24 protein-coding genes are annotated in these 24,373 nt (G+C 70.2%); 9 read left to right on the top strand and 15 right to left on the bottom strand.

Annotated elements, in window-relative coordinates; all coding sequences use genetic code 11:
• The first annotated feature begins 13 nt into the window (after positions 1-13).
• Both BJ964_RS29485 and BJ964_RS29480 read left to right on the top strand, forming a co-directional pair.
• A complete protein-coding gene (locus tag BJ964_RS29485; RefSeq protein WP_188123727.1) occupies positions 14-673 on the top strand; it encodes a TetR/AcrR family transcriptional regulator in 660 nt (219 codons plus the stop codon).
• A gap of 21 nt (positions 674-694) precedes the next feature.
• A complete protein-coding gene (locus BJ964_RS29480; protein ID WP_188123726.1) occupies positions 695-1,603 on the top strand; it encodes a dihydrodipicolinate synthase family protein in 909 nt (302 codons plus the stop codon).
• Here BJ964_RS29480 and BJ964_RS29475 read toward each other — a convergent pair.
• The 6 genes from BJ964_RS29475 to BJ964_RS29450 form a co-directional block, all read right to left on the bottom strand.
• Complete coding sequence (locus tag BJ964_RS29475) at positions 1,582-2,247, bottom strand: dihydrofolate reductase family protein (RefSeq protein WP_188123725.1); 666 nt, start codon at positions 2,245-2,247, stop codon at positions 1,582-1,584. The two genes, BJ964_RS29480 and BJ964_RS29475, sit on opposite strands and share 22 nt — an antisense overlap.
• On the bottom strand, positions 2,247-2,720 hold the full coding sequence (locus BJ964_RS29470; RefSeq protein WP_188123724.1) for an SRPBCC family protein: 474 nt from the start codon (positions 2,718-2,720) through the stop codon (positions 2,247-2,249). Before BJ964_RS29470 ends, BJ964_RS29475 begins: the two co-directional genes overlap by 1 nt.
• 3 nt (positions 2,721-2,723) lie before the next feature.
• Positions 2,724-3,065, bottom strand: coding sequence for an ArsR/SmtB family transcription factor (locus BJ964_RS29465; RefSeq protein ID WP_188123723.1), 342 nt, complete (start codon positions 3,063-3,065; stop codon positions 2,724-2,726).
• 156 nt (positions 3,066-3,221) lie between these two features.
• The gene (locus BJ964_RS29460; RefSeq protein ID WP_188123722.1) at positions 3,222-3,815 is read right to left on the bottom strand and encodes a hypothetical protein; all 594 of its coding nucleotides are present in this window, start codon (positions 3,813-3,815) and stop codon (positions 3,222-3,224) included.
• A 413-nt stretch (positions 3,816-4,228) separates the two neighbouring features.
• On the bottom strand, positions 4,229-5,566 hold the full coding sequence (locus tag BJ964_RS29455; RefSeq protein ID WP_188123721.1) for a lysyl oxidase family protein: 1,338 nt from the start codon (positions 5,564-5,566) through the stop codon (positions 4,229-4,231).
• Positions 5,567-5,703: 137 nt separating this feature from the next.
• Positions 5,704-6,045, bottom strand: coding sequence for a mycothiol transferase (locus BJ964_RS29450; RefSeq protein ID WP_188123720.1), 342 nt, complete (start codon positions 6,043-6,045; stop codon positions 5,704-5,706).
• A 64-nt stretch (positions 6,046-6,109) separates the two neighbouring features.
• On the opposite strand from BJ964_RS29450, the gene BJ964_RS29445 reads away from it, so the two are divergent.
• Positions 6,110-6,769, top strand: coding sequence for an MSMEG_1061 family FMN-dependent PPOX-type flavoprotein (locus tag BJ964_RS29445; RefSeq protein WP_188123719.1), 660 nt, complete (start codon positions 6,110-6,112; stop codon positions 6,767-6,769).
• Positions 6,766-7,254, top strand: a complete 489-nt coding sequence (locus BJ964_RS29440; RefSeq protein ID WP_188123718.1) for a hypothetical protein — start codon at positions 6,766-6,768, stop codon at positions 7,252-7,254. Before BJ964_RS29445 ends, BJ964_RS29440 begins: the two co-directional genes overlap by 4 nt.
• 79 nt (positions 7,255-7,333) lie before the next feature.
• Here the strand turns inward: BJ964_RS29440 and BJ964_RS29435 are convergent, their stop codons facing one another.
• The 3 genes from BJ964_RS29435 to BJ964_RS29425 all read right to left on the bottom strand — a co-directional run bounded on the left by BJ964_RS29435 (position 7,334) and on the right by BJ964_RS29425 (position 9,978).
• Positions 7,334-8,200, bottom strand: a complete 867-nt coding sequence (locus tag BJ964_RS29435; RefSeq protein WP_188123717.1) for an ABC transporter permease — start codon at positions 8,198-8,200, stop codon at positions 7,334-7,336.
• Between the two features lie 99 nt (positions 8,201-8,299).
• Complete coding sequence (locus BJ964_RS29430; protein ID WP_203832708.1) at positions 8,300-9,523, bottom strand: cytochrome P450 family protein; 1,224 nt, start codon at positions 9,521-9,523, stop codon at positions 8,300-8,302.
• A 101-nt stretch (positions 9,524-9,624) separates the two neighbouring features.
• Complete coding sequence (locus BJ964_RS29425; RefSeq protein ID WP_188123716.1) at positions 9,625-9,978, bottom strand: winged helix-turn-helix transcriptional regulator; 354 nt, start codon at positions 9,976-9,978, stop codon at positions 9,625-9,627.
• 64 nt (positions 9,979-10,042) lie between these two features.
• Between BJ964_RS29425 and BJ964_RS29420 the strand changes: the two genes are divergently transcribed.
• Positions 10,043-10,690, top strand: a complete 648-nt coding sequence (locus BJ964_RS29420) for an NADPH-dependent F420 reductase (RefSeq protein WP_188123715.1) — start codon at positions 10,043-10,045, stop codon at positions 10,688-10,690.
• Between the two features lie 4 nt (positions 10,691-10,694).
• On the opposite strand, the gene BJ964_RS29415 is transcribed toward BJ964_RS29420, so the two are convergent.
• A complete protein-coding gene (locus BJ964_RS29415; RefSeq protein WP_188123714.1) occupies positions 10,695-11,156 on the bottom strand; it encodes a pyridoxamine 5'-phosphate oxidase family protein in 462 nt (153 codons plus the stop codon).
• 100 nt (positions 11,157-11,256) lie between these two features.
• Between BJ964_RS29415 and BJ964_RS29410 the strand changes: the two genes are divergently transcribed.
• Positions 11,257-12,285: an LLM class flavin-dependent oxidoreductase gene (locus BJ964_RS29410; protein ID WP_188123713.1), complete on the top strand. Its 1,029-nt coding sequence runs from the start codon at positions 11,257-11,259 to the stop codon at positions 12,283-12,285.
• Here BJ964_RS29410 and BJ964_RS29405 read toward each other — a convergent pair.
• Positions 12,261-12,647, bottom strand: a complete 387-nt coding sequence (locus tag BJ964_RS29405; RefSeq protein WP_188123712.1) for a hypothetical protein — start codon at positions 12,645-12,647, stop codon at positions 12,261-12,263. The genes BJ964_RS29410 and BJ964_RS29405 overlap by 25 nt on opposite strands.
• Before the next feature lie 203 nt (positions 12,648-12,850).
• Here BJ964_RS29405 and BJ964_RS29400 point away from each other — a divergent pair, with 203 nt between their 5' ends.
• Both BJ964_RS29400 and BJ964_RS29395 read left to right on the top strand, forming a co-directional pair.
• The gene (locus BJ964_RS29400; RefSeq protein ID WP_188123711.1) at positions 12,851-16,699 is read left to right on the top strand and encodes a tetratricopeptide repeat protein; all 3,849 of its coding nucleotides are present in this window, start codon (positions 12,851-12,853) and stop codon (positions 16,697-16,699) included.
• Between the two features lie 87 nt (positions 16,700-16,786).
• Positions 16,787-19,972, top strand: coding sequence for a hypothetical protein (locus tag BJ964_RS29395; RefSeq protein ID WP_188123710.1), 3,186 nt, complete (start codon positions 16,787-16,789; stop codon positions 19,970-19,972).
• Here BJ964_RS29395 and BJ964_RS29390 read toward each other — a convergent pair.
• A complete protein-coding gene (locus BJ964_RS29390; RefSeq protein ID WP_229806791.1) occupies positions 19,948-20,463 on the bottom strand; it encodes a GNAT family N-acetyltransferase in 516 nt (171 codons plus the stop codon). The two genes, BJ964_RS29395 and BJ964_RS29390, sit on opposite strands and share 25 nt — an antisense overlap.
• A gap of 147 nt (positions 20,464-20,610) precedes the next feature.
• Positions 20,611-21,558 (bottom strand): GlxA family transcriptional regulator, encoded by a 948-nt coding sequence (locus BJ964_RS29385; RefSeq protein ID WP_188123709.1) that lies wholly within the window; start codon positions 21,556-21,558, stop codon positions 20,611-20,613.
• Positions 21,559-21,610: 52 nt separating this feature from the next.
• On the opposite strand from BJ964_RS29385, the gene BJ964_RS29380 reads away from it, so the two are divergent.
• Entirely contained in the window at positions 21,611-22,225 is a 615-nt protein-coding gene (locus tag BJ964_RS29380; protein WP_203832706.1) for a DJ-1/PfpI family protein, read from the top strand.
• Positions 22,226-22,390: 165 nt separating this feature from the next.
• Here BJ964_RS29380 and BJ964_RS29375 read toward each other — a convergent pair whose 3' ends face one another.
• Both BJ964_RS29375 and BJ964_RS29370 read right to left on the bottom strand, forming a co-directional pair.
• Positions 22,391-22,828, bottom strand: coding sequence for a hypothetical protein (locus BJ964_RS29375; RefSeq protein ID WP_188123707.1), 438 nt, complete (start codon positions 22,826-22,828; stop codon positions 22,391-22,393).
• Positions 22,829-22,893: 65 nt separating this feature from the next.
• Positions 22,894-24,360 (bottom strand): tetratricopeptide repeat protein, encoded by a 1,467-nt coding sequence (locus BJ964_RS29370; RefSeq protein ID WP_188123706.1) that lies wholly within the window; start codon positions 24,358-24,360, stop codon positions 22,894-22,896.
• Positions 24,361-24,373: the final 13 nt, after the last annotated feature.

Raw genomic sequence — 24,373 nt, 5'->3', positions numbered from 1 at the left:
GGAGAGGGGTGGCATGGAGACGGTGCCGGTGTGGCTTCGGGAGCGGCGTACGGGAGTGGGCCGGCCCGCCGAACGATCCCGCGCGGAGGTGACCGCCGCGGCGATCGCCCTGGCCGACCGGGAGGGCCTGGCCGCCGTGTCGATGCGCCGCGTCGCCGCCGAACTGGGCACCGGCCCGGCGTCGCTCTACCGCTATGTCGACAGCCGGGACGACCTGCTCGATCTGATGACCGACGAGATGGCCACCGAGTACCAACTGCCCGAACCGGGCGGCCCCTGGCTGCCGGCACTGCTGGAGGTGTACCGGCAGGGCCGCGCGGTGATGTTGCGGCACAGTTGGCTGCCGGAACTGCTGCTCGCCCGCTCCACGCTCGGCCCGCACTCCACCGAACTGCTGGAACACGTGCTGGCGATCCTCGCCGCGCACCCGGCGGGCGCGGGCCGCAAGCTGGAGGCGTTCGCCGTGATGACCACGCTCACCGCCGCCCTCACCTTGCACGAGCTCAACGCGAGCTCCGGCGCCCCGCAGAGGCAGGGCGCCTACCTGGCCCACGCGATCGCGGCGGGACGGCACCCCCACCTGGCGGCGGCGCTGGCCGGCGGCCCGGCGACGCCCGCACCACGTTTCGAGGACACGGTGTCGCGGGTTCTCACCGGCCTGCTGGGGGAATGAGCCCAACAGTAGGGTGGCGACGTGCTCAGCGCCTTTCCTCTCACCCCGTTCGCCGGGGACGGCACCGTTGACGAGCGGGCCTTCACCGGCCTGATCGACCGGCTCGTCGCGGCCGGGGTCGACTCGATCTCACCGCTCGGTTCGACCGGGTCGTACGCCTATCTGCGCCCGCGGGAACGTGCCCGGCTGGCGCGTCTCGCGGTGGAGCACGCCGCCGGGATCCCGGTGATGGTGAGCATCGGCGCGACCCGTACCCGTGATGTTCTCGATCTTGCCGAGGATGCGCAGAAGGCCGGCGTGTCGGCGGTGCTGCTCGCGCCGGTGTCCTATCAGCCGCTGACCGCCGACGACGTCTACGGCCTGTACGAGGACGTCACCCGGGAACTGTCCGTGCCGCTGACCGTCTACGACAATCCGGGAACCACCCACTTCACCTTCACCGACCAGCTCTACCAGGCCGTCGCCGCGCTGCCGAACGTGGCGTCGATCAAGATCCCGGGAGTCCCCGCCGACCCGGCCGCGGCGAACGCCCACGTCGCCCGGCTGCGCGGGCTGCTGCCCGCGCACGTCACGCTCGGAGTGTCCGGTGACGCGTACGGCGCCGCCGGGCTGATCGCCGGCTGCGACGCCTGGTACAGCGTCATCGGCGGCACCCTGCCCGGGCCGGCGCTGACGATCACCCGTGCGGTGCGGGCCGGTGACACCGCCACCGCGTTGGCCGAGTCGGCGCGGCTGCAACCGTTGTGGGACCTGTTCGCCCGGCATCGCGGCAGCCTGCGGGTGATCGCGGTGGTCGCCGAGCACCTGGGACTGGTGACGGCGCCGGCCCTGCCCCGCCCGATCCGCGGACTGTCCGGCGCCGACCGCGCCGAGGTGATCGACGTCGTCGAACGGCTGGGCCTGTCCGGTCAGCGAGGACGCACGGCGTAGGTCAGGTGCGTCACCCGCGGTGACGGCTCGGAGCGGACCGGCTCCAGCCTGATCCGGGAGGCGTCCACGCCGTCGAACAGCCGGGTGCCCGATCCCAGGAGCACGGGTGCCAGCGCGATCGTGAACTCGTCGACCAGGCCGGCGTTCACGTACTCCAGGATCGTCGTCCCGCCGCCCGAGATGCGGACGTCACGATCACCGGCGGCCTCGCGGGCCTGGTCGAGCGCGGACTTGATGCCGTCGTTGACGAAGTGGAAGGTAGTCCCGCCGGGCCGCTCCCACGGCTCCCGCTCGGTGTGCGTCACGACGAAGACCGGCGTGTGGAAGGGCGCCTCCTCCGGCCATGACTGCTCGCCGAGGTCGAACATGCGCTTTCCCATGACGTTCGCGCCGATCCGCTCGTACGTCTCCCGCGCGATCTCGTTGTCGCGCCCCTCCTCGCCGCCCTCGCCCATCTTGAGGCTCTCCCGGAAGAACCGCAGCGGGAACATCCACTGCTGCAACTCCCCCCACTGCTTCATCCAGCGCCGCACGTCCGGATCGTCCTGCTTCCCGGGCGTGAGGAAATCGGCGACGGACGGCGGCTCGGGCGCGACGAAGCCGTCCAGCGACATCGACACGCTGAAGAACACCTTTCCGGCCATCAGCTCGCCCCTTCCTTCAGCAAGACCTCGATGACGTACGCCGACAGGTTGCCCAGGGTCTGCCGGCCACCCTCGACAGCGTGGTATTTCTCGACCGCCTCGTCGCGCAGCTGTTTCGTGGGGAACACCGTGCGCATCTCGATCCGGGTCGCCACGCCGTCCGGTGTGAACGTCAGGACCGACTCGAACGCGTTCGGATCGTCGTGGAACTCCCCGTGCAGCAGCGCGATCCGCTCGGGCGGGACGATCTCGGTCCAGGTGATCCATTCGGAGTAGTCGGTCCCGTCCGGCCCGTGCATCACGAAATCCCACACCTCGCCCTCGCGGAACTCGAAGGACCGCGTGGTGGTGCTGAAACCCTCCGGCCCCCACCACCGCGACAGGTGACGGACCTCGGTGAACGCCTCGAACACCAGCTCCCGTGGGGCGTCGATGACCCGGGAGATCACGATCTCCCGCTCTTCTACCGCCATCGGTCAGTCCTCCTGCCGTGTCTGCTTGAGCTCCTGCACGTACGTTTCCAGCCGGTCGAAACCGCCGGCCCAGAACCGTTCGAATCCGCCCACCCACTCGTGGATCGGCTGCAACCCGCGGGCATCCAGGCCGTAGAGGCGCTGCTTGCCCACCTCACGGACGCGCACCAGCCCCACCTCCCGGAGCACTCGCAGGTGCTTCGACGCCCGCGGCTGGCTCATCCCCAGCTCCTGGGCCAGGTCGGTGACCGGCCACTCCCCCGCCCGCAGCAGCGCCAGGATGTCCCGGCGCTGCGGCTCGGCGATCGCGTTGAACGCGTCCGACGTCGTCGCTGCTCGTGCCATGACAGCCATCATATTCCCATAACGGAATGCGTCAAGCCGGAAACAACGCCCCACGCCTACTTCGCGATCACCGCATTGGCCGCCGGCACCGAGCGGAAGATCACCGATCTGGTACGGCGAGCGGCCGGCTGAGAAAAGGTCGGTGTCCGCTTCCGCTCAGTCGGCTCGGATCGTTCCGACGGGGATGCAGTTCTCCTTGCCCGCGATACTGACATCGCATAGGGACGCACCCTCGAGATCGGCCTTCTCGGAGACCAACTGCCAGGCCCAGGTGTAGTACACCGTGTTCGCTTCCAGGACGTCGACACCCTCTGCCCCGTCACCCCCGAACAGCACCTGGTCCTCGGTGAGATAGGGCTCGCGGCCGTCGAACACGGTCCCGATGTACTGGTTCAGGTCCTGCCTGCGGCTGGGGTAGTCGATGCTCAGGTGCTGGATCGGTGCGGTGATCCGGCGTTCCGGCGGATCGGCCTCCACCCGCAGCAGCAGCACCAGCGCCGTCGTGCCGGCCGGCGGCGGCGGGTCGGACGGCATGGACAGCGTCGTCATGGCGTCGAGCACCTGCACCGTGTATGTGTACGTGTTTTCCACGTGCAGCACGGGCCCACGAGCCGCGGGAAGCGTGGGCCGCGTCAGGTCGTCCCCCGCGTACTTTCCCGGACCAAGAGATGGCGTTGTTCCGGCCTGCGCCGCGCCCGCATCCGCATCCGCACTGCCGCACGCCGCGAGCGCCACCGAACCCAGCAACACGAGAAGTGGAATACCGACTCTGACTCCACGCACCGCAGCCTCCGCGATAGATCGATGATCGCCGTCCCGGCCGGGGACTGTACCAAGCCTCCGCCGACGAGATCAGCCGCTCGCGCGGCGCAGCGACCTCGCATGTACTGCTGCCTGGTAGGCGGCGCCGGCGGAGACGTTGGCGCCGTTGATGGGCCACCACTTCTTGCGCGCGAACGTGAAGGGATCCCACCGCCTGTCCAGCCCGGGTCGCAACCGGATGCCCGCCCGGCGTTGGCGGCCGTTCCCCCAAGTACTCCAGCAGGAGATCCGTTCTGACCTGCTGTGACAGTGCGGCTCTTGTCCGTGGACAGCAGGCAGCCACCGCCAGGCGGCATACCTGACGGCGGCCTCCGCGGGACACGCCCGCGGAGGCCGTGCGGTCAGACGCAGGCCGGGCCGGTGCCGAGAAGGTCGGCGTGCGGGCCGGCGGTGGCCAGCCCGGTCAACCGGACCACCACGCTGCCGCAGTTGTCGGTCTCGGTGACCTCCTGCAACTTGTCGTCCGGGTCGACCCGGGTGTAGAGCACGTATGTGCCGTCGGTCAGGCCCTGGGTGTCGATGAACTGGCCCGGCAGGTACCAGTTGTACCGGTCGGCCCATCCCCGGGACATGCCGTACCAGAAGTACTCGGTGGCGCCCTCGACCAGCTTCGGTTCAAGACAGTCAGGCGCCGGGTACGACATCGGGGCATCACCCTTCTGGCCGAACGTGACCAGGTCGGTATCGGCCACGCAGAAGCTGACCTTGTCACCGGTCGCGGCCGGAGCGGTGCCCACCGGGCTGCCGGACGCGTCGGCCAGCCACAACTCGGACTGGGCGAAGCCCTCGAAATGGTAGTGGCCGTGCACCGGGTGGAACTCGACGAAGCCGGCATCGCGGTCGGTGTACGTGCCGTCGGAACGGTAGACCCGCTGCACCACCGGCTCGTCCTGCAACACCCCGGCCTGCCGGCTGAACCGCAGCTCGAGCGGGCCGGCGCCGACGTTCTGCAACACCTGGTCGAAGCGCAGGCACTGGACGGCGCCCTGCTCGCCCCGCTCACTGTCGAAGCAGGACTGTCCGGGCTGGGCCGTGTCGTCGAAGATCGTGCCCGGGTTGTCGTAGGTGACGTTCTCCTGCGGCATGGATTTGAGGTCGGGCAGCAGGTCGCGGATCGGATACTTGGGCGGGTTGAACTCCACCTCGGCGAGGCCCTCGTACGCGATGACGGGGTCCGGGTCCACGGCGCCGTAGGTGACGCCGTACGAGACATAGACCGTGTACATGCCGTTGGCCGCCGACGGGATCAGCACCGACTGGGCCAAGCCCACCCCCGCCGCCGAGCTGGCCACCAGGGTCCGGCCGCGATAGACGTAAAGGCCGAGGGCGGCCTCGGTGGCGCCGTCCCAGCGGATCGCGACCTGCACGCCGCCGGGGTGACGCCAGATGCCCGGCGGCAGCGAGACGGCGAGGTCAAGCCGGTCGCAATGGACGGCCTGGCATTCGGGAACGGCCGGGTTGACCGGGCCGTCCACCCGCACGGAGCCGGTCCAGAACTTGGCGGGCCCGGCGTTCGTTACCTTGATCTTCTTGGGAGTGGCCGCGACCGCGGCGCCGGGCGCAACGTGCAGGCCCAGCGTGACCAGCATGGTCACGAGCAGGGCCGACATGAGCCGCCGCAGGGCACGGCGGGCGGACAGCGAGCATCGGATCGATACGGAATAGAGCGACGACTTCATACGCGTGTCCCGTCCTCTTCGATGGGGATTCCCAGAAACGGCGCGTCGAGAGCAGCACGACAGTCCGGAATGGACAATTGCGCCGCCGGGAGTGTACCGGCGATCGGCGGGAAGTCGGCGCACGCGCGGATGACGGGTCAGGCGAAGGAACGCGCGGTGGCTTCCAGCCTGTCCCGGTAGGCGGCCCACCACGCCTCGTCGGCCTCGTGGACGTTGTCGCCGGCCCACATGTCCGCGTTGGGTTCGGCGCCCTCGGTCAGGCTGAGCAGGGGCCTGGGGAACGGCCGGTCGAACACCTCTCCGAAGTAGGCGGCGGTCACCACGGCCACGTGTTTGACCAGTCCGAGCAGGTTCGTTCCGGTCGGTACGAGGGGCCGTCGCATGTCGTACTCCGACAGTCCGTCGAGCTTCCCGAGCAGCGACTCGCGGGCCTCCCGCAGGTAGCGGACAAGATTCGCCTTGGCGTCCGGATCAGTCATGCCGCCCAGGATGCCATCGGCCGCGCGCCCCCCGTACACCGAAGGGTTTTATTAAGGTCTATGCATGCGACCAGATCTCGCCACCAGCGCCTTCGACTCGTTGCTCCTCGACGCCGTGCCCGACCAGGAGACGCTGCGCCGGACCTATGCGATGCCCGGCGACGCGGCCGTGCGCAAGCAGATGACCGAGCTCACCGACCAGACCCGGCAGTTGATCGCCTGTTCCTCGCTGGTCCTCATCGCCAGTGCGGACGCCGACGGCAACCACGACGTCTCGCCGCGCGGTGGCCCCGCCGGGTTCGTCACCGTCCTGGACTCGCGGACCGTGGCGATTCCGGACGCGACCGGCAACAAGCGGCTGGACACCCTGCAGAACGTCATCGCCACCGGACGGGCCGGGCTGCTGTTCGTCATCCCGGGGCGCGCCACGACGCTGCGCATGAACGGCCGGGCCTGCGTCTCCACCCGCCCCGACCTGCTGTCGCAGCTGACCGCAGTGGGTAAGCCGCCGGCCAGCGCGCTGGTGGTGGGCATCGACGAGGTCTACCCGCACTGCCCCAAGTCGTTCCTGCGCGGCTCGGTCTGGAAGCCCGAGGAGTGGCTCGCGGCGGACGCCCAGCCGACCTCGGCCGAGGTGACGCAGGCCCAGTTGCGGATGCCGGACCTGACGATCGCCGAGATCGAGCAGACCGAGGCGGACGCGCTGAAATACCGGTACGAATGAGTCTGGCGTATCGCTATCTCGCCGTCGTCGGCGACGGGCACGACGTCAAGGATCCGGTCACCGTGCTGCGGGTGATCGACGGGTCGTCCGTTGCTCTGCAGCTCAACGACGATGCCGCATGGGTGCGCTCGGCGCTTCTGGCTCGCATCGAAGCCGGCGAGACGCCCTACCGGCTCCGGTCCATTTCGCCTCGCGCGGCCGCCCGCATCCGGAAACGGCGAGAAAGAAGGATCAACTTCAAGTTCTTTCTTCTGGTACGGGACGACGACCCGACCGACACACCGGTAGGAGTCCTGCGCGAGTGGGAGCCATCGGGCGGCAGTGGCCTGTACGCGGAGACGTACAACCGCGAGGGCGAGTGGACGAGCAGCAACGTACGCCTGAACATCGAACGCGGCAGCAACATCTGGGCCCGGATCGTGCCGAGCGACGCCTCCACCGTGCACCAGATCATCGAGTCCTGGAACCGGCGCTGGAAACCATGACCGCTGCCGAGCGGCCGCGTGGGGTGCCCTCAGGCCACGCCGGTTCGGCCGGCCGGCTCGGGCACGAGGGTCTGCGTGGTCACAGCGAGGCCACCTTCCGGTAACGGGCGAGCAGGAGCAGGAGGCACGCGGCGAGCAGGCACACCGCCTCGATGCCGTAGATCGGGCCGAACCTGCCCACGCCCACGTCGAGCTCGCTCGTCCTCCCGGTGAGCCACTCGCCGACGCCTCCGATCAGGAAGGTCGGGCTGGCCAGCCCGGACAGGCTGTTGGCGGTGGTGTTCGGCAGCGAGGCGAGCACGCCGACGACCGGGACGGTCATCATGAAGACCGCCACGATGCCGCCGGCGGCGAACGCCTGCTTTCCGGTCAGCGACGCGATCAGCAGGCTGACACCGGCGAACATCACCGCCCAGAGCAGGCTGTAGGCCCAACCGGGCAGCAGATCCCCGAGCTCGCTGAACACCCCGCTGACGCCGCTCTTGGTGGTGAACGCGGCGCCGAGGAACATGATGAACTGCGGCACGCCGAGCAGCAGCCAGGTCGCGGCCGTCATGGCGGCGAACTTGGCGATCACGTAGTCGGCGGCCCGCAACGGACGGCTGAAGTAGAGCGGCAGCACCCCGGCCCGCAGGTCGCGGGAGACCAGCTGCGGCGCGACGATCGCCGCGAAGAAGATGATCAGGAGGCTCATCTGGTCGGCGTACTGGAGGTAGGTGAAGAACACCTCTCCGGTGATCGAGCGCGCGGCCGCCACGATGACGGCGACCAGCAGCATGATGCAGGCCACGAGCCAGGGGAAGGTCTTCGCCTTGGCGGAGCGGCCGAACCCGAAGGCGGCGCGCAACCCGTGCACGAAGAGGGCCCGCTGCATCGCGACACGGCCCAGCCGGGGTCCGGAGTACCGCTGGTACCCGATGTCATGAATGACGCCGGTCTCGGACATCGGCGGTCTCCTTCGTGGTGAAGAGGCGGCCGTCGCTCGTACCGGCGTCACCGTGACGGAAGTACGAACGCAGGGGGACCCCGGCCCGTCGGCCGCTGCTCACGCTACCTGCGAAAACGATGTTGAGAAACACCCGCCCGGCCGAAGGCGGACCGGCAGGGACCGCAGGCCGTGCATCAACAATCCGGTACGCCAGCGCAGCTCCGACGGCGCCACGGTGACCTCGAGATCGGGGTGGCGGGCGAACAACCGGCGAACGGCGATCTGTGCTTCCATCCGGGCCAGCGGCGCGCCCAGGCAGAAGTGGATGCCGTGACCGAAGGCGAGGTGCCCGGCGTCGGGCCGGCCGGGGTCGAACGTGTCCGGGCCGGTGAATCGTCGCGGGTCCCGGTTCGCCGCGAGCAGGGAGACGAGCACCTGCTCGCCGGCCGGGATGGTGGTGTCGCCGAGGGTGAGAGGGCGGGTGGTGACCCGGTAGGTGCTGGTCGCCGACGGGCTGGCCATCCGCAGCACCTCCTCGACCACGGCCGGCACCAGGCCCGGATCGTCGCGCAGCCGCGAGCGCTGCGACGGGTGGCGGCTCAGCAGGTGGACGGTGTTGCCGATCAGGTTCGCCGTGGTCTCGTGGCCGGCCACCACCAGCAGGAGCGCCATGCCGACCAGCTCGTCGTCGCTGAGCCGGTCACCGTCGTCGACGATCCCGGCGAGCGCGCTGAGAAGATCGTCCGCCGGCTGGGCGCGTTTGCGGGCGAGCAGGTCACGGAAGTAGGCGACGCTCTGCGACAGGGCCTCGACCATGTCGGCGCCGCCCACGATGATCGTGTCGGACCAGGCCCGGAACGGCCCGCGTTCGGCCGCCGGGATGCCGAGCAGTTCGCAGATCACCTCGAACGGCAGCGGCACGGCGAGCCGGTCGATCACGTCCACCTCGGCATCCGCGGCGAACCCGTCGATCAGCTGGTCGGTGAGCCGCTCGATCCTCGGTCGCAGCGCTTCGGTACGGCGTGGGGTGAAGCCGGCCGAGACGAGCCGCCGCAGCCGGGTGTGGTCCGGCGGGTCGCGCAGCAGCATCTGCGTCGTCAGCGCCGAGCTCAGGTGCGGGGGCAGGCCGTCCATGGGCTGCTGTTTGGACAGCGACGGATCGGTCAGCACCAGGCGGGCCTCGTCCCAGCGGGTGACCAGCCAGAACGGGATCCCCGCGGGCGACGTCACCCGGTGTGCCGGCCCGGCCTGCCGCAGCTCGGCCAGCGCCGGATGCGGATTCGCCGGATATGCGTCGTCGAACAGCGCCATGCGTAGTGCCTCCCCCAGGCGGACATGCATCGACCATCGTAGGGGTTGCCCGGGATTCCTCCTGGTACCAGCCTGGCGGGCTACCGCCGGGCGCCCAGGTGGGTGACACGGTTCCCGCCCGCGACGCTGGCTCAGGTTGAGCGCGCCCCGAACCGTTCCTGAGCGTCGATGACCGCGTCGGCGTAACGGGTGGCCCACGCGCCCATCATGCGCATCGGCTCCAGCAGCGCCCCGCCCGCTTCGGTGAGCGCGTAGTCCACCCGGGGTGGCGTCTCCCGGAACGGCCGCCGTTCCACCAGGCCGTTGTACTCCAGCCGGCGCAACGCGTCGTTGAGCGCCTTGGGGCTGATCCCGCCGATCCGGGTCAGCAGCGCCGCCGGCCGCAGCGGACCGTACGCGGCGATGGTGAACACGACGACACTGTCCCAGCGATGGGCGAGTACCTCGAAAGCGACGCGGGCGCGGCAGTCGGAGGTGAAATCCATCGGCCCATCCTGCCCGACGTGATACACACCGTTTCGTGCGTATCGGCGGCCGTATTTTCAGCCGATGAGAATCGGCATCCTTGGTACGGGCGGCATGGCGGCGGCACTCGGCAGCGCCTGGACCGCGGCCGGACACCACGTGATGATCGGCGGCCGCGATCGGGTACGTGCACGTCAAACGGCCGAACGCATCAGCGCCTCCGGGCACGGCACTCTCACGGATGCGGCGGGACACGGCGACGCCGTACTGGTGGCGATCCCCGCGGCGCAGGCGCCCGCGGTGGTCGGCGGCCTCGCCGAACACCTCGCCGGGCGTACGGTCGTCGACTGCACCAACCCGCTGGCGCCCACCGGCGAAGGCCTGATGCTGGCCACCTCCGACGGGACGTCCCTGGCCGGCCGGCTCGCGATGGCCGCACCCGGCGCACACGTGGTCAAGGCCTTCAACATGTGCCATGTCAGCATCTGGAGCATGCGGCCGCCCGTTTTCGAGGACGTCGCCCTGTCGGTGCCCTACTGCGCCGACCACCCCACCGCGATCGTGGTCACGCAGACGCTGATCAGCTCGATCGGCTGCACACCGGCACCGTGCGGTGGCCTGGCCCGCGCCGGATACCTGGAGGCCACGGCGGCGTTCGCGATCGGGTTGTGGTTCGCGGGCGGGCAGCCGCGTGCCGTGTTCCCGTCCCCGGCCGAGTCACCTCAGCCCTGAGGGTTCACAGCGGGAGTGGGATGCGGCGTTCGGGGCCGTCGTCGGCGGGGAGCAGCCAGGCGTCGGTGATGTCGGCGCGGTAGAGGCGCAGCGGGGCCTCGCCGGTGACCTGGTTCAGGCGCCAGGCGGGGAAGCCTTCGGCGACCGACCGGGTGGAGAAGATCTGCAGCTGGAGGGCGAGGTCGCTGTCCGGGCAGGGCGCGGCGGTGGCGCGGGCGTAGAAGGCCGTGGCGCCGCCCATCGGAACCGCCGAATCGAAGACGGTGACCGCTATCCGGGGGTTGTCGGCGATGAGTTCCGAGTGCCGCGCGGAGGGGCGGGAGAGCCACAGCATCCTGCTGAAGTCCAGGTTGACGAAGTAGACGGGGCTCACCCAGGGTTCCCCGGTGGGGGTGGCGGTGCCGAGTACCGCGTATCGGTTGGCGGCGAGGATGGCACGGGCCTGAGCGGTCAACTCATCGGTCATAGCCACTACGATGCCGTGTCTCGGCGAAGACCGCTGGCCGGCGGCTGTGTTCTGGCGCACCGGCGGGAACGATCACCGCGGGCCGGGTGTTACCGCGCGTATGACACGTACCGCCCAGGCCGGCCTGCGCCTTTCGATCCTGGATCTCGCACCGATCGCTCCCGGTGAAACGGTGGCGCAGGCCATCGCGAATTCCGTCGCCCTCGCGCAGGCTGCCGAGAGGTCCGGTTACGAGCGGGTCTGGTACGCCGAGCATCACAACATGGCCCGGATCGCCTCGAGTGCCACGAGTCTGCTGATCGGGCACGTCGCCGGCCACACCTCCACGATCCGTCTCGGTGCGGGCGGCATCATGCTGCCCAACCACTCCCCGCTGGTGATCGCCGAGCAGTTCGGCACCCTGGCCTCGCTCCACCCGGGCCGGATCGACCTGGGCCTCGGCCGTGCCCCCGGCAGCGACCAGGTCACGATGCGGGCGATGCGCCGGACCCCGATGTCGGCGGAGAGCTTCCCGCAGGACATTCGCGAGTTGCAGGGCTATCTCGGCGACGAGTCAGCGGTCGAGGGCGTACGGGCCACGCCGGGCGCCGGGACGAACGTGCCGCTGTACATCCTGGGCTCGTCGCTGTTCGGCGCCCGGCTCGCCGCCGCGTACGGTCTGCCGTACGCCTTCGCCTCGCACTTCTCGCCCGGTCTGCTGCATGAGGCGGTCGCGCTCTACCGCAGCGAGTTCACCCCGTCGGCGCAGCTGGCGGAGCCGTACGTCATAGCCGGGGTGAACGTGGTGGCCGCCCCCTCGTCCGAGGAGGCGCGGCAGCGGTTCGAGGCCACCCGCCGCATCCTGGTCCGGGGCCTGGTCAAAGGGGACTACTCCGACGAGGAGATCGACGCCTTCCTGACGACGCCGAACGGCCGGCAGCTCGCCTCGATGCTGACCTACACGGCGGTGGGCACCCCGGACGAGGTCCGGGAGTACCTCACCGCGTTCGCCGAGCAGGCGCGGGCCGATGAGCTGATCGTCGCTCACCAGTCGACGAGGATCGCCGACCGCCTCGAATCCGTCGCGCTGACCGCAAACGCGATCGCCGGAGTCCTGACAGAGAGTCACGTCGACGATTCGTCGTCGTAACTCCACCAATGCTGGGCCGGATCGGCGGCCACGGACAGGAATTCATCCCGCGAATAAACTCGGCCGAAATTGCTGTCGATCCAGAATTCGTGATGCGGTGCGAGCCCTTTGACCAGGTCCTCCACGGCCTCGGTCTCCCGATAATCGACCGAGAAGACCTTCGGGACGGCAGGAATCCTCTCCGGCGGCCATTCATCGAAGATCCCCTCCTCGATCGGGGACATCTCACAGACGTACATCCGCCCTCCGGGCGGCTCGATTGTGGCCACTTTGCCGGCGACGAAGGCCGCTTCACCGAACGCGCCCGCGATGTGACGCAATCCGACATCAGTGCGATCGAACACCAGAACCACCGTGTTCACAGCAATCCTTTCGTCACATGGACCCGAACAGAAGGCGTCTACGTACGCCGCTGGCCAGCGGTTCGATCCCAGCGACATCCTCACTCCGGCCGCCACACCCGGCGAGGCGCCGAACAGCCCGGCTCACGTCTGTTCGCCAGGTAAAGGTGACGACCCGGTGGGCCCACCGTGCTGACCGCGTCGGGTGAGGAGGACTACGCGGAGTGACTACCGGTCTGGTTCTGGATGACGCCGGCTTCGAAGTGCTGGTCGACGGCGTGCCGGTGGGTGCCCGACGGCCACTGGGCGCCCCTGACGTCAAGTTGCTGCTCGATGTCGCCGGCCGGTATGTGGACGCGGTGCATGCGGGCTCCGACGATGCGGTTCTCGTAGAGCTGGGCCGGGAGCTGTTCGACTGGATCGACGGCGGCCGAGGACGGTTGAGCACCTGTTTGGAACAGGTGACGGCACCGCTCGTGTTCGAGGTTCGGGCGCCGCAGTCGCCGTCGACGGCCGGGTGGGCGGTGCTACGCGCGCCGTGGGAGGTACTGGCCGACCAGACCGGATTCCTGGCTGCCGACGGGATACGCCGGTTCGAGGTGGTTCGCCGCCTGGGGACGCCGACGGACGCTACACCGCTTGACGAGTACCGGCTGGGGTTGATGTTCATGGCCTCGGCCCCGCACCGGCAGCGGGAACTCGACTTCGAGGCCGAGGAGTCGGCCATCCTCACCGCGGTCGGCGATACCCGGGCAGACCTGGTGGTGGAGGACACCGGCGATCCGGAGCAGCTGGGCCTGCGGTGGGCCGACCTCGGCGGGCTTCCGGTGCTGCATCTGTCCTGCCACGGTGTGAACAGCTGGCCGACGTCTCCGGACGGACCTCGGGTGCCGGTGCTGATGATGGAGGACGAGGTCGGCGACGGCCTGCCGGTGACGGCGCCCGATCTCATCGGCCGGTTGTCGGTGATGCCACGGTTGATGTTCGTCTCGGCGTGCCTGACCGCGACCCCGGCGGACGCGGAAGGCTACCTGCCTCCCGGCGAGGATCACCGCTCCCCCGGCAAGCCGCCCGACAGCGATGCCGGCACCATCGAGGTGGTGCCGGTGGCGCATTCGCTGTCCACCAGCCTGGTGCGCGCCGGGGTGCCCGCCGTGGTCGGCTGGGACGGGTCGGTCACCGACGGCGCCGCGACCCTGTTCGCGCGACATCTCTACGAGCGCCTGGGGCGACGGCTGGACCTGGCCACGGCGGTCGGTGACGCTCGCCGCAAACTGCTGGCCTGTGAGCAGCCGCGATTGCGGGCGGATTGGCACCTGGCCCGGATCTGGCTGGGCCCGGCCGGCGGCGGGCCGGTGGTCGCCGGAACACGCAAGCGGCAGTGGACGTCGGCGTTGCACGGCACGAAGACGTTCCTGGACCTCAAGCGCCGGCACGTGCCGGTGGCCACGGCGGAGATGTTCGTCGGCCGGCGCCGGGAGATGCGGCGGGCGTTGCGAGCGCTGCGCGGCAACGAGCACGCCGGGGTGCTGCTGCACGGCCAGGGCCGGTTGGGCAAGTCGAGTCTGGCGGCACGGTTGGCGGACCGGTTCGGCGACCGCGCGGTGGCGGTGGTGTTCGGCGACTACACCGCGATGGGGATTCTGGAGGCGATCGCGGCAGCGGTGGAGGACAACGCGGCGGCCCGGTCGTTGATCGAGGCGAAACGGGCCGAGGTGCGCGACCAGCCGGAGGCGTTGCGGTGGCTGCTGGTGGATCTGCTGTCCGGCCCCTGTTCCCAGCCCGGCAGCGACGGGCAACGGCCGCTACTGCTGATCATCGACGACCTCGAACAAGTCCTCGAGCCACAGGAGGAAGGCCCGCACCGGGTGTCCGGCCGCCATGCGCCGGTGCTGGCGGCGGTACTGCGGGCGTTCGACCCGGAACGGGGTGACAGCCGATTGATCCTGACCAGCCGGTTCGTGTTCACGCTCGACGGACTGCCGGATCGTTTGGAGCGAGTGCAGTTGGCGCCGTTGACCGAGGTGGCGCGACGGAAGCTGGCGGTGCGGCAGCAGGCCGTGCCGTCCGAACGATTGCGGCTGACGCGGACCGCATTGGCGGCACGGGCGGTGGCGGTGAGCCGGGGCAACCCCGGCCTACAGGATCTGGTCGTGTTGCGGCTGGTCTACAGCCCGCAGGTCGACCTGGCCCGGGCCGAACAGGCGGTCACCGACATCGAGAGCTACCTCGATCGTGGCGATCTACCGGCGGACACCGAGATCCGCGCATTCGTGGAGAACCTGGCTCTGGATGCGCTGATCGAGCAGGCCGGGGCCGCCCACATCGCCCTGCTGCGAGCGCTGACCCTCTTCGAACTGCCGATGCCCGCGGCCGTCACCGACCTGCTGGAAAGCCGCACCCTCGGGTCGGTGCGGCGGCTCTGCGGTCTCGGGCTGGCCGACACCTTCTCCGACGCCCGCGATCAGCGGGCGACCGCTGCCGCGGTCAACGCCCTGGCCGCCGGCCGGCTCACCCCGCTGACGGATGCTGAACAGGTCGAACTCGCGACTGCGGTGGTCCGGCCTCTGCTGACCGCGTGGGGTGGCACCGACGAGCAACCAACCTGGAACGCCGCCTTGGATCTACAACTCACCCGGCTGGCGGTGATGGCTGAGGACCCGACGGTGGTCGCGCTGTGCTCCGGGGACGCGGTGCGGGCTCTGCTTGCGGGCCCGGCGGAGCAGGCGCTTGCGCTCGGGCAGCAGGCTCTCGCCGTGCTCGACCGGTGCGCCAGGTCTGCGCCGGTCTGGTTGTTGCGCAATGTTGCTGACGCGGCACAGATCAGCGGCGACGGTGACACGGCGGTCGCGCTTTCCGAGCAGGCGGTCCAGCAGGTCACGGCCCAAGGTGAAGCGGCCGACCCGTTGACCCACGCCAGAGTCACTGGCGAACACGCCAAGCTCCTGATCACCCGGGGTGCGCTGGAACAGGCCGAACAGTTGCTGAACCAGGCCCGCGAAATGTTCACCACCGCGGGATCCGAACGTGAGGCGGCAACGGCGTGGGGGGATCTGGCCGAGATCCTCTTCCTCCGTGGCGGCTACGACGAAGCGCTCCGCATCCGCCACGAAATCGAACTCCCCGTCTACCAACGACTCGGCGACACCCGCGCCATCGCCATCGCCTGGGGACGAATCGCCGACATCCACTACCAGCGTGGCGAGTACGACGAAGCACTCCGCATCCGCCAAGAGGTCCAACTACCCGTCTACCAACGACTCGGCGACACCCGCTCCACCGCCATCGCCTGGGGCGCTGTCGCCGACATCCGCTACCAGCGTGGCGAGTACGACGAAGCGCTCCGCATCCGCCACGAAATCGAGCTACCCGTCTACCAACGGCTCGGCGACACCCGCGAAACCGCCATAACGTGGGGAAAGATCGCCGACATCCGCTACCAGCGCCGCGACTTCGACGAAGCATTCCGCATCCGCCACGAAATCGAACTCCCCGTCTACCAACGACTCGGCGACACCCGCGCCATCGCTGTCACCTGGGGAAAGATCGCCGACATCCGCTACCAGCGTGGCGAGTCCGATGATGCGCTCCGCATCCGCCAAGAGGTCCAGCTACCCGTCTACCAGCGACTCGGCGACACCCGCGCCATCGCTCTCAACTGGGAAAGAATCGCCGAGATCCTCTTCGAGCGTGGCGACTACGACGAAGCACTCCGTATCCGCCTCGAAATGGTGCTGCCGGCGGCCGAACGGCTGAACGACATGGAGGGCATCGCCACCACCACCTGGGGCATATCGCAGATCCAGGTGCAACGCCAGGACTTCCCCTCAGCGTTGTCCAACATGCTCAAGGCGTTCGAGATCTTCGATCGCTTGCGACGGCCCGACGGGCTTGCTGTCGTGGGAGCCAACCTCGGTGTGCTTCTCACCGCCTATGGAAAACCGGACGATGCCCGAAAGGTATGGGAGAAGAGCCTCGCGGCAGCGACCAAGGTCGGGCTCACACCTCTCGCTCAGCAGATCGGTGAGCTTCTGCGGGGCACCGGCTCCGCACCTCACCCGGAAGACGGCTGATCGGTTGATCTTGCATCGCCGCACCGGAGGCCCTCAAGCCCGTCCGCGGGGCTGGCGGACGGGTCGGCGGATGTGCACAGTGGAACGATGCCGGCGCCGGACATCGACCTCGCTGAGATCCGCCGGGAGTACATGGACGGGATCGGGCGCGGCGACCGGCACGTGGTGGACCGGCTGCTGATGCGGCTGCGGTCGATCGGCGGCGATGGGCGTACCCCGTCGGTCGAGGTTTTGCTGTTGATCGCGAATCTGCTTGCCGGCCGTTTCATGCTCGCCGGCGACGAGCGGGATCTGCGGGAGGCGCTCGGCGTGCTGCGGCGGGCCGGTGACCTCGGTGCGGCGGATCCGGCGGATCCGGATCATGCGGAATGGGCGCTCGCGTCGGCCATGACGTACGTGTCGGCCTACTACGTCAGCCAGAACATCGGCGTGCTGGATCGCGCCGTCGACCTGCTGCGGCCGGTCGAGCCGCGTACGCCGGCGGTGCTGCATCTTCTCGCCACCGCCCTGTTCCTGCGCGGGACGGCGGTCGGGGTGACCAGCGCGGAACAGCTCGGCGAACAGATCGGCCTGCTGCGCGAATGCCTGGCCGTGGTGCCGCCCGGGTCGCCGCAGCGGCCGTCGCTGGCGAGCATGCTCGGGCTCTCGCTGGCGTCGCTGTCCGAGGCCACCGGCGACCCCGCGGCCGTCGGCGAGGCGCGGGAGCTGCTCGCGAGCGTGCTGGCCACGATCCCGGCCGGTCACCGGGAGCGGGCGCAGCTCGTTCCGGCGTACGCCCGATGCCTGATCGCCACGGAGGATCCCGGCGACGTCGAGCTGGCGATCCACGAGCTGAGCGCGGAGGAACGACATCCCGACGTGCTGCAGGTTCTCGCCGAGGCCCTGCTGCTGCGGTCGGCGCGGACCGACAGCCGCGCCGACGTCGACCGGGCCGCGGCGCTGGCGGAGCAGGCCGCCGCGGCCACCCGGGGTGTGGCCCGGCTCGGCGCGCTGGCGGCCGGCGGGCAGGCGTACCTGCGACGGTTTCTCGCCAACGGCGACCGCATCGACCTGGACCGGTCCCTCGCCATGTTCGCGGAGCTGCGGGCGTCACCGACGGGCCTGGAGATCGGTTTGGCCGCCGCCTGCGCGCAGGCGCTGCGCCAGCGCGGCGACCGGGCCGACCTCGACGCGGCCGTGGAACTGCTCGCCGGGGTGAAGGACGAGGAGCAGCCCCGGATCATCCTCGCGATGATCCTCTCGGTGCGGGCCACCCACCACAGCGGCGATCTCGGCGACGCCCGCCGGGCCCTGGCACTGCTCGACGGCACCCGCCCGAGTCCGGCCGCCGCGACCGTGCACGCCACCGCGACCGGCGCCGCCTACCTGGCCGCCTACCAGATCGGCGGCGATCCGGAGGACCTGGACCACGCGATCCGGGCGCTGCGCCGCGAGGATCCGGCCGAGCCCGCACGCCGTGACGTGGTGGAGCGGCTCCTGCTGCTGGGCACCACCCTGACGGCGTCCGCGAGATACCTCGGCGGTGCCGGCATCCACGAGGCGATCACGGTCCTACGGCGGGCCGAGAGCATGGTCGACGGCCGCGCCACCCAGGCGGCGGCGCTGCGCTACCAGCTCGGGAACGCCCTGGCGACCGCCGGTTTCCGGGACGCCGGCCGGTTGGACGAGGCCGTCGGCCTGCTGCGGGCGGTGCTGCGCGGGCCCGATCCGCTGCTGGTCACCCGGGCGCAGGCGATCGGCCGGCTCGGCTCGGCCTTGACGCTCAGATTCCATGCGTACGGTCGACCGGAGGACCTCACCGAGGGAATCGTGAATCTCCGGCAGGCCCTGGCACAGATGACCGTCGAGGGCATCGGCCGCTGGATCACGCAGATGGAGCTGGCCATGGCCCTGTCGGCGCGCTTCGAACAGTACGGCGACCCCGCCGACATCGAGACGGCGGCCGACCTGATGCGCACGGTCACCGCCAAGGCCGGGCTGACCCGCTCGTACGGCAGCATCCTCCTGGAGATCACCCTGCGCACCAGGTTGCAGCGGCCCGGCGGCGAGGACGGCCTCGACGAGGGCATCGGCCTGCTCCGCGACATCCTCGACGCGATTCCCCGAACCCATATCGAGTACGGCGTGGCCGCGGCCAATCTCGCCACCGCTCTCGTCCTGCGGTTCCACCGCGACGGCCGGGCCGAGGACCTCGACCGGGCCATCGCCATCGGGCGCACCCTGGCCGGCGACGACGAGCCGGATCCACGGTTCGCCGCCAACCTGTCCGCCCATCTCAAGAACCGGTACGACCTGCACGGTCACCTGCCGGACCTCGACGACGCGATCGAGGCGTCGAGAACCGCCGTCGAACGGGCCAACGGCCACACCGCTCGTGCCGGCCTGCTCTCCCGGCTCGGCCGACTGCTGATGGCCCGGGGCGACCTGGACGAGGCCGTCACGGTGGGGCGGCGCGCGGCGGCGATGGACGGACCGGACCTCGGTCACTTCGAAGGCGGCCGGCTCCGTACCGACCTGGCGGCCACGCTGATCGCGGCGTTCGAGCACACCGGACAGCGCGCCCACCTCGAGGAGGCGATCGACCGGATCCGTGAGGCGATCGAGGTGTCGTCAGCCGACGATCTGTATCGGTCGTCGTTTCTCACCACGCTGGGGCAGGCACTGGAACGGCGCTGGCGGGAGTACCACGACGACGCGGATCTGCGCGCCGCGGTCACGGCCCTGCGGGACGCCCTGGCCGGGGAGGAGCCGGCGTCCCCCGACCACGCCCAGCTCCGCGCGGTGCTGGCCGGGGTGCTACTGACCGACGGCCTGCACCGCGGAGACCCGTCGACGGTGGCCGTCGCCCGCGACCACGGCCGCGAGGCCGCACACCACCCGGCGGTGCCGGCGCAATCCCGCATCGAGGGTGCCGCCACCTGGGGGAACGCGGCGCGATGGCTCGATGACCTGCCCGAGGTGCAGACGGCGTTCGCGTACGCGGTCGGCCTGCTCGCCCCGCTGGCCTGGCGGGGCATCAGCCGGATCAGCCAGGAGACGGCCCTGGGCAACTGGTCCGGCGCCGCCCCGCAGGCGAGCGCGGCCGCGCTGGCCAATCAGGATCCGGGCGGCGCCGTGGAACTGCTGGAACGTGGCCGCGGCGTGCTCTGGACCGGTCTGCTGGACACCCGGTCCTCGCTGGAGGATCTGGCCGGCCGGGCGCCGGACCTCGCCGCCGAACTGGTCCGCGTCCGCCGGGGCCTCGACGGCTACTCGGCCAGGTCGATGGCGTAGACGCGCAGCGGTGTGCCGTGGGTCGGGTCGTTGGTCTCCCGGTCCAGGCGCATGCCGATCTTGAGCATGACGCGGGCGGACGCCTCGTTGCCGACCTGATGGATGCTGACCAGGTGTTTCATGCCCAGGTCGTCGCGGGCGTGCCCGAGCACCGCCCGGGCCGCCTCGGTGGCGAGGCCGCGGCCCCAGTGCCGGCGGGCCAGGCGCCAGCCGATCTCCACGTTCGGCAGGATCTCCGGCAGGAAGGTGGGAACCGCCAGCCCGGTGAAGCCGGCCAGCTCGCCGGTGTCGCGCAGGGTGAGCGCGAACAGGCCGAAACCGTGCTCGTCCCAGTGCCTGCGCCAGGTGGCGAGACGTTCCGCGGTGCCGTCGCGGTCGAGGGGCTGCCCGTTGCGGATCCAGCGCATCACCTCCGGATCGGCGTTGATGGCGGCCATCGGATCCAGGTCGTCGTCGGTCCAGTGGCGCAGCACGAGCCGAGGCGTTTCCAAGCGCGTCAAATCCCTCACGAGGACGCAAACTACCGGCCGATGCCGGCCGTCGGCGAGCCGACCCATCACCCCTGGGTCGCGTCGCGATGCAGCGGGCCGGGTCGACGCCTGGATCGCGGCTGGATCCGGATGCCGTCGGTCGAGCGCTCAGCGTCGTTGGAATGCGCTTCGATAGGCGAGCGGGGTGGTGGCGTAGGTTCGGCGGAACTGCAGTCGAAGGTTGGCGGCGCTGCCCAGTCCGGTGCGCCGGGCGATTTCTTCGACGGTCAGGTCGCCGGTCTCCAGTAGGGTGCAGGCTTTGCGCAGCCGGGCGGCGATCAGCCAGGCGCGCGGACTGGTGCCTAGCTCTGTCGCGAAGGCGCGGCTGAGCGTTCGGGTGGATTGCATCGCTTGCCGGGCAAGGTCGGCCACGGTGATGGACTGGTGCAGGTTGGCCAGCGCCCATTGCGTCACACTCGTGAGCCGCTCGCCTGCCGCGGTCGCGCCGGCGAGGCTGTATTGGGCTTGCCCACCGGTGCGGTGCAGTGCGGTGACCATCTGCCGGGCGCGCTGGATCGCTGCCGATTGCCCATGGTCGAGACCGATGAGGTAGAGGCACAGGTCGAGGCCGGCGGCGAGCCCGGCGCTGGTCAACACGGTGCCTTCGTCGACGTAGAGGACGGCCGGGTCGACGTACACGGCGGGGTGTTCGCGGGCGAGGTCGCCGGCGTGAGCCCAGTGGGTGGTGGCCCGGCGGCCGTCGAGCAGGCCGGCCTGGGCCAAGGCGAAGGCACCGCTGCAGATGGAGACGATCCGGGCTCCGCGCTGGTGCGCAGCGCGCAGGGCGTCGAGCGCGGCCGCCGGCGCCGGTCCACGCCGGAAGCCGGGCACGATAACGGTGTCGGCGGCCGCGACGGCTTCAAGGCCCGCGGCGACGGTGATACCGAATCCCGGCGTGGTGGTCGGCACCGGCCCCGCCTGCAGGGAGCACAACACGGCCTCGTAGCGGCCGTAACCCTCGTGGCCGAAGACCTGCGTGGCGATGGCGGCGTCGAACGCCACCACCGGCGGCAGGGCCAGGACGGCGACACGGTGGATGGCCGATTCCTCACGCATGACGGCAAGGATGCCACTGGCACACCAGGGCGCGACCGACGAGCCTGGGCAGGTGCGAATAGAGATCATCGTGTTCGACGGCTTCGACGAGCTTGACGCCTTCGGCCCGTTCGAGGTGCTGTCCAGCGCCGGGTTCGACGTGGAGTTGGTAGCCGTGCGAAAGCCTGGTCCGGTGCGCAGCATGCGGGGCATCCGGTTGGATATTCCCGGCGTGCTGGGCCGCCCGGACGGGGTGATCGTGGTTGGCGGTGGATGGGTGAACCGGGCTGAGGAAGGCGCCTGGGCGCAGGCGCAGCGCGGCGTCCTGCCCGAGCGGCTGGCTGATGCGGCCGGTTCCGCGCGGTGGACGGCGTCGGTGTGCACAGGCGGGATGCTGCTCGCCGCAGCGGGTCTGCTGACCGGACGCAGCGCTACGACGAACCGCAACGCGTACAACGAACTACGCGCCTACGGCGTCAACGTGATCGAGCAACGGGTGGTCGACGACGGTGATCGAGTCACCGCAGGCGCGTTGAGCGCTGGAATGGATCTGGGCCTGTGGCTGACTGAGCGGGAGCTCGGCGCGGAACGAGCCGCAGAGGTGGCCACCGGCATCGACTTCTCCCTGCGGTCACCAGTCTGGAAGGCGGGCGTTATATGTCACCACCAGAGCCACTGGGCGCAGTGACGATGCTGGGCGGTGGGAATCGTGTCGACGCTGCCGTCGCCGCGATTCTCCTTGGCGGCATTTCGGCATGAAACTCGCGCGGCCTGGCGGAAGGCGGAAGGGATGCTCGGCGAGTACGCCGGAAGTAGGACCAGCCGGAGACGGGGAGCGCCTCCCTGTCGGCAGTCACTCCGCGGATCTCGCGGCATCGATAACCCGCTCCCACTCACCGATCAGGTTGTCCGCAAGCCCGGAATCCATTCGACCGGACTCCACCATGCCGATGAACTCGCCCGCGTACTCGACTTGGAACGAAGCACAATGCTCCTCCGAGATTCGACAGATCTCGGCGACCAGCTCCTTGACTTCCTCCAGGTGAGCCCGGTCCACCTGCGGGTCGATCTCGTCGCCCCATGGTGGCAGAGCCGTATAGATCCGCAACCCGAACCCGACCCAGCGATCACCAGGCTCATCCGATCGGTCAAGGAAGCTGGGCGGGCCGAGGACCCAGGCCCGCCGATCAGCAAACCGCTGAGCCGAGGCGCGCATCACCTGAACCATCGATGCCGTCGCGTCCCCTTCCAGCGCGACGACAAGCCGGTCGACCGGATGATCTTCTCGCATGGTGTGCCTCCGGTGAGCCCGCTTCGAATATGCGTCCGGGCCGGTCAGGCCGCCCGGGTCCAAGCTCAGCGCCGGTCGGTGATGCGGTGGCGGAACTCGGCCTGGGCGGTGGCGAAGACCTCGTTGAGCCGCCCGATCTCGGCCTCCGCCGGCTCCCGCAGCAGATGCACGTCGATCTTGAAGTCGTTGTCGACGATCTCGACCTCGAGCCGGTCGAGCAGGTCGGACGGCAGCCGGGTGATCACGAACTCGCGGAACGCCTCGGCGATCGTCGACGGCATGTCACCACAACCACAGGTACGCCCATCGCGTACCGCACTGAGGTGGCTGCGCCCGACCAGCGCGTCCGGATGCACCGGGTCCATCACGGCCAGGCCCTCCTCCAGGATCGCGCGGGCCTCGCCGAGCCGGCCCTCGTGCTGCAGGAACAGGCCCAGCGCCACCCCCGCCCGGCCGACCGTGTCGTGGTCGGCACCGCGGCGGGCCTGCTCCAGCGCCTGGGTCAGCCGTTCCTCGGCCGGGCCGGCCTGCCCGGCCTCCCGCAGAGCCAGGCCCCAGTTGCGCAGTACCTGACTGATCACCTCGGGACGCCCGATGACCTGCGAACGTTCAAACGCCGATGCGTACGCGCGCAGCGAACCCCCGGTGTCGCCGGCGTCGTCGCGCGCCATCGCCAGGCCCAGCTCCGCCATCAGCGCCTCCTCGGTACGGCCCTGCCGCTCGTAGGAGGCCAGCACCCGCTCGATCGCCTCCACCCGGCCGGCCTGGTCCCCGATGTCGCGGCCCAGGTTCGCCAGCGCGGACAGCGCGTTGATCGTGCCCTGATGGTCCGCCCCGAGCCGCTGCTCCAGCACCGCGGCCACCGTGGTGAGCAGCTCCTTGCGGGCTGCGGCGCCCGCCACCGGCATCTGCGTGACGACCCGGCCGATCTGCTCGACGACCTGGTCGGGCAGCTGCTCCAGGCCGATGAACAGCGGCTCCCCCGTACCGCCGGCCTGCACCACGGCGGCCCGCAGCGCCAGCGCTGAGGCGACCCGCTCGTGCCCGTTGTTCCAGAAGATCGCCACCGTCTCCTCGACCACCTGCCGGGCCCCGCCGACGTCGCCGCGCTCCAGCAGCAGCGACGCCAGCGGCTCCAGGCCGAAGGCGTACCCGGCGTGCTCGCGGCCGTAGAACGCCAGCCGCTCCTGCACACCCTGGCGCAGCTGCTCCTCGGCCTCCTCCAGCCGCCCCGCCATCCGCAGCGCCATGGCGACGTTGAGCCGATAGGTCAGCTGGTCCTTACGGGACTCCTGGTCGACCGGCGTCACCGACGCGGCCTGCCGGAAGCACTCGATGGCGCGGGCCAGCTGGTCCGCGTTGAGAAGCACGTTGCCGAGGTCGCACTGGGCCGAGGCCCACTCCGGGCTGCCGTACCCGTGTTTGTCGGTGACGGTCTGAACCTCGCGGGCCATCACGTTCTCGGCGTCGCCGAATCGCCCCTCCCGCAGCAGCGAGAAGGCGATGTCGGCGGGTGCGGGGGTAGTCGTCACGCGCGGAGTCTAG

The sequence above is a fragment of the Actinoplanes lobatus genome, from assembly GCF_014205215.1.
Taxonomy (GTDB): domain Bacteria; phylum Actinomycetota; class Actinomycetes; order Mycobacteriales; family Micromonosporaceae; genus Actinoplanes; species Actinoplanes lobatus.
This window is presented reverse-complemented; position numbering and strand designations above follow the sequence as displayed.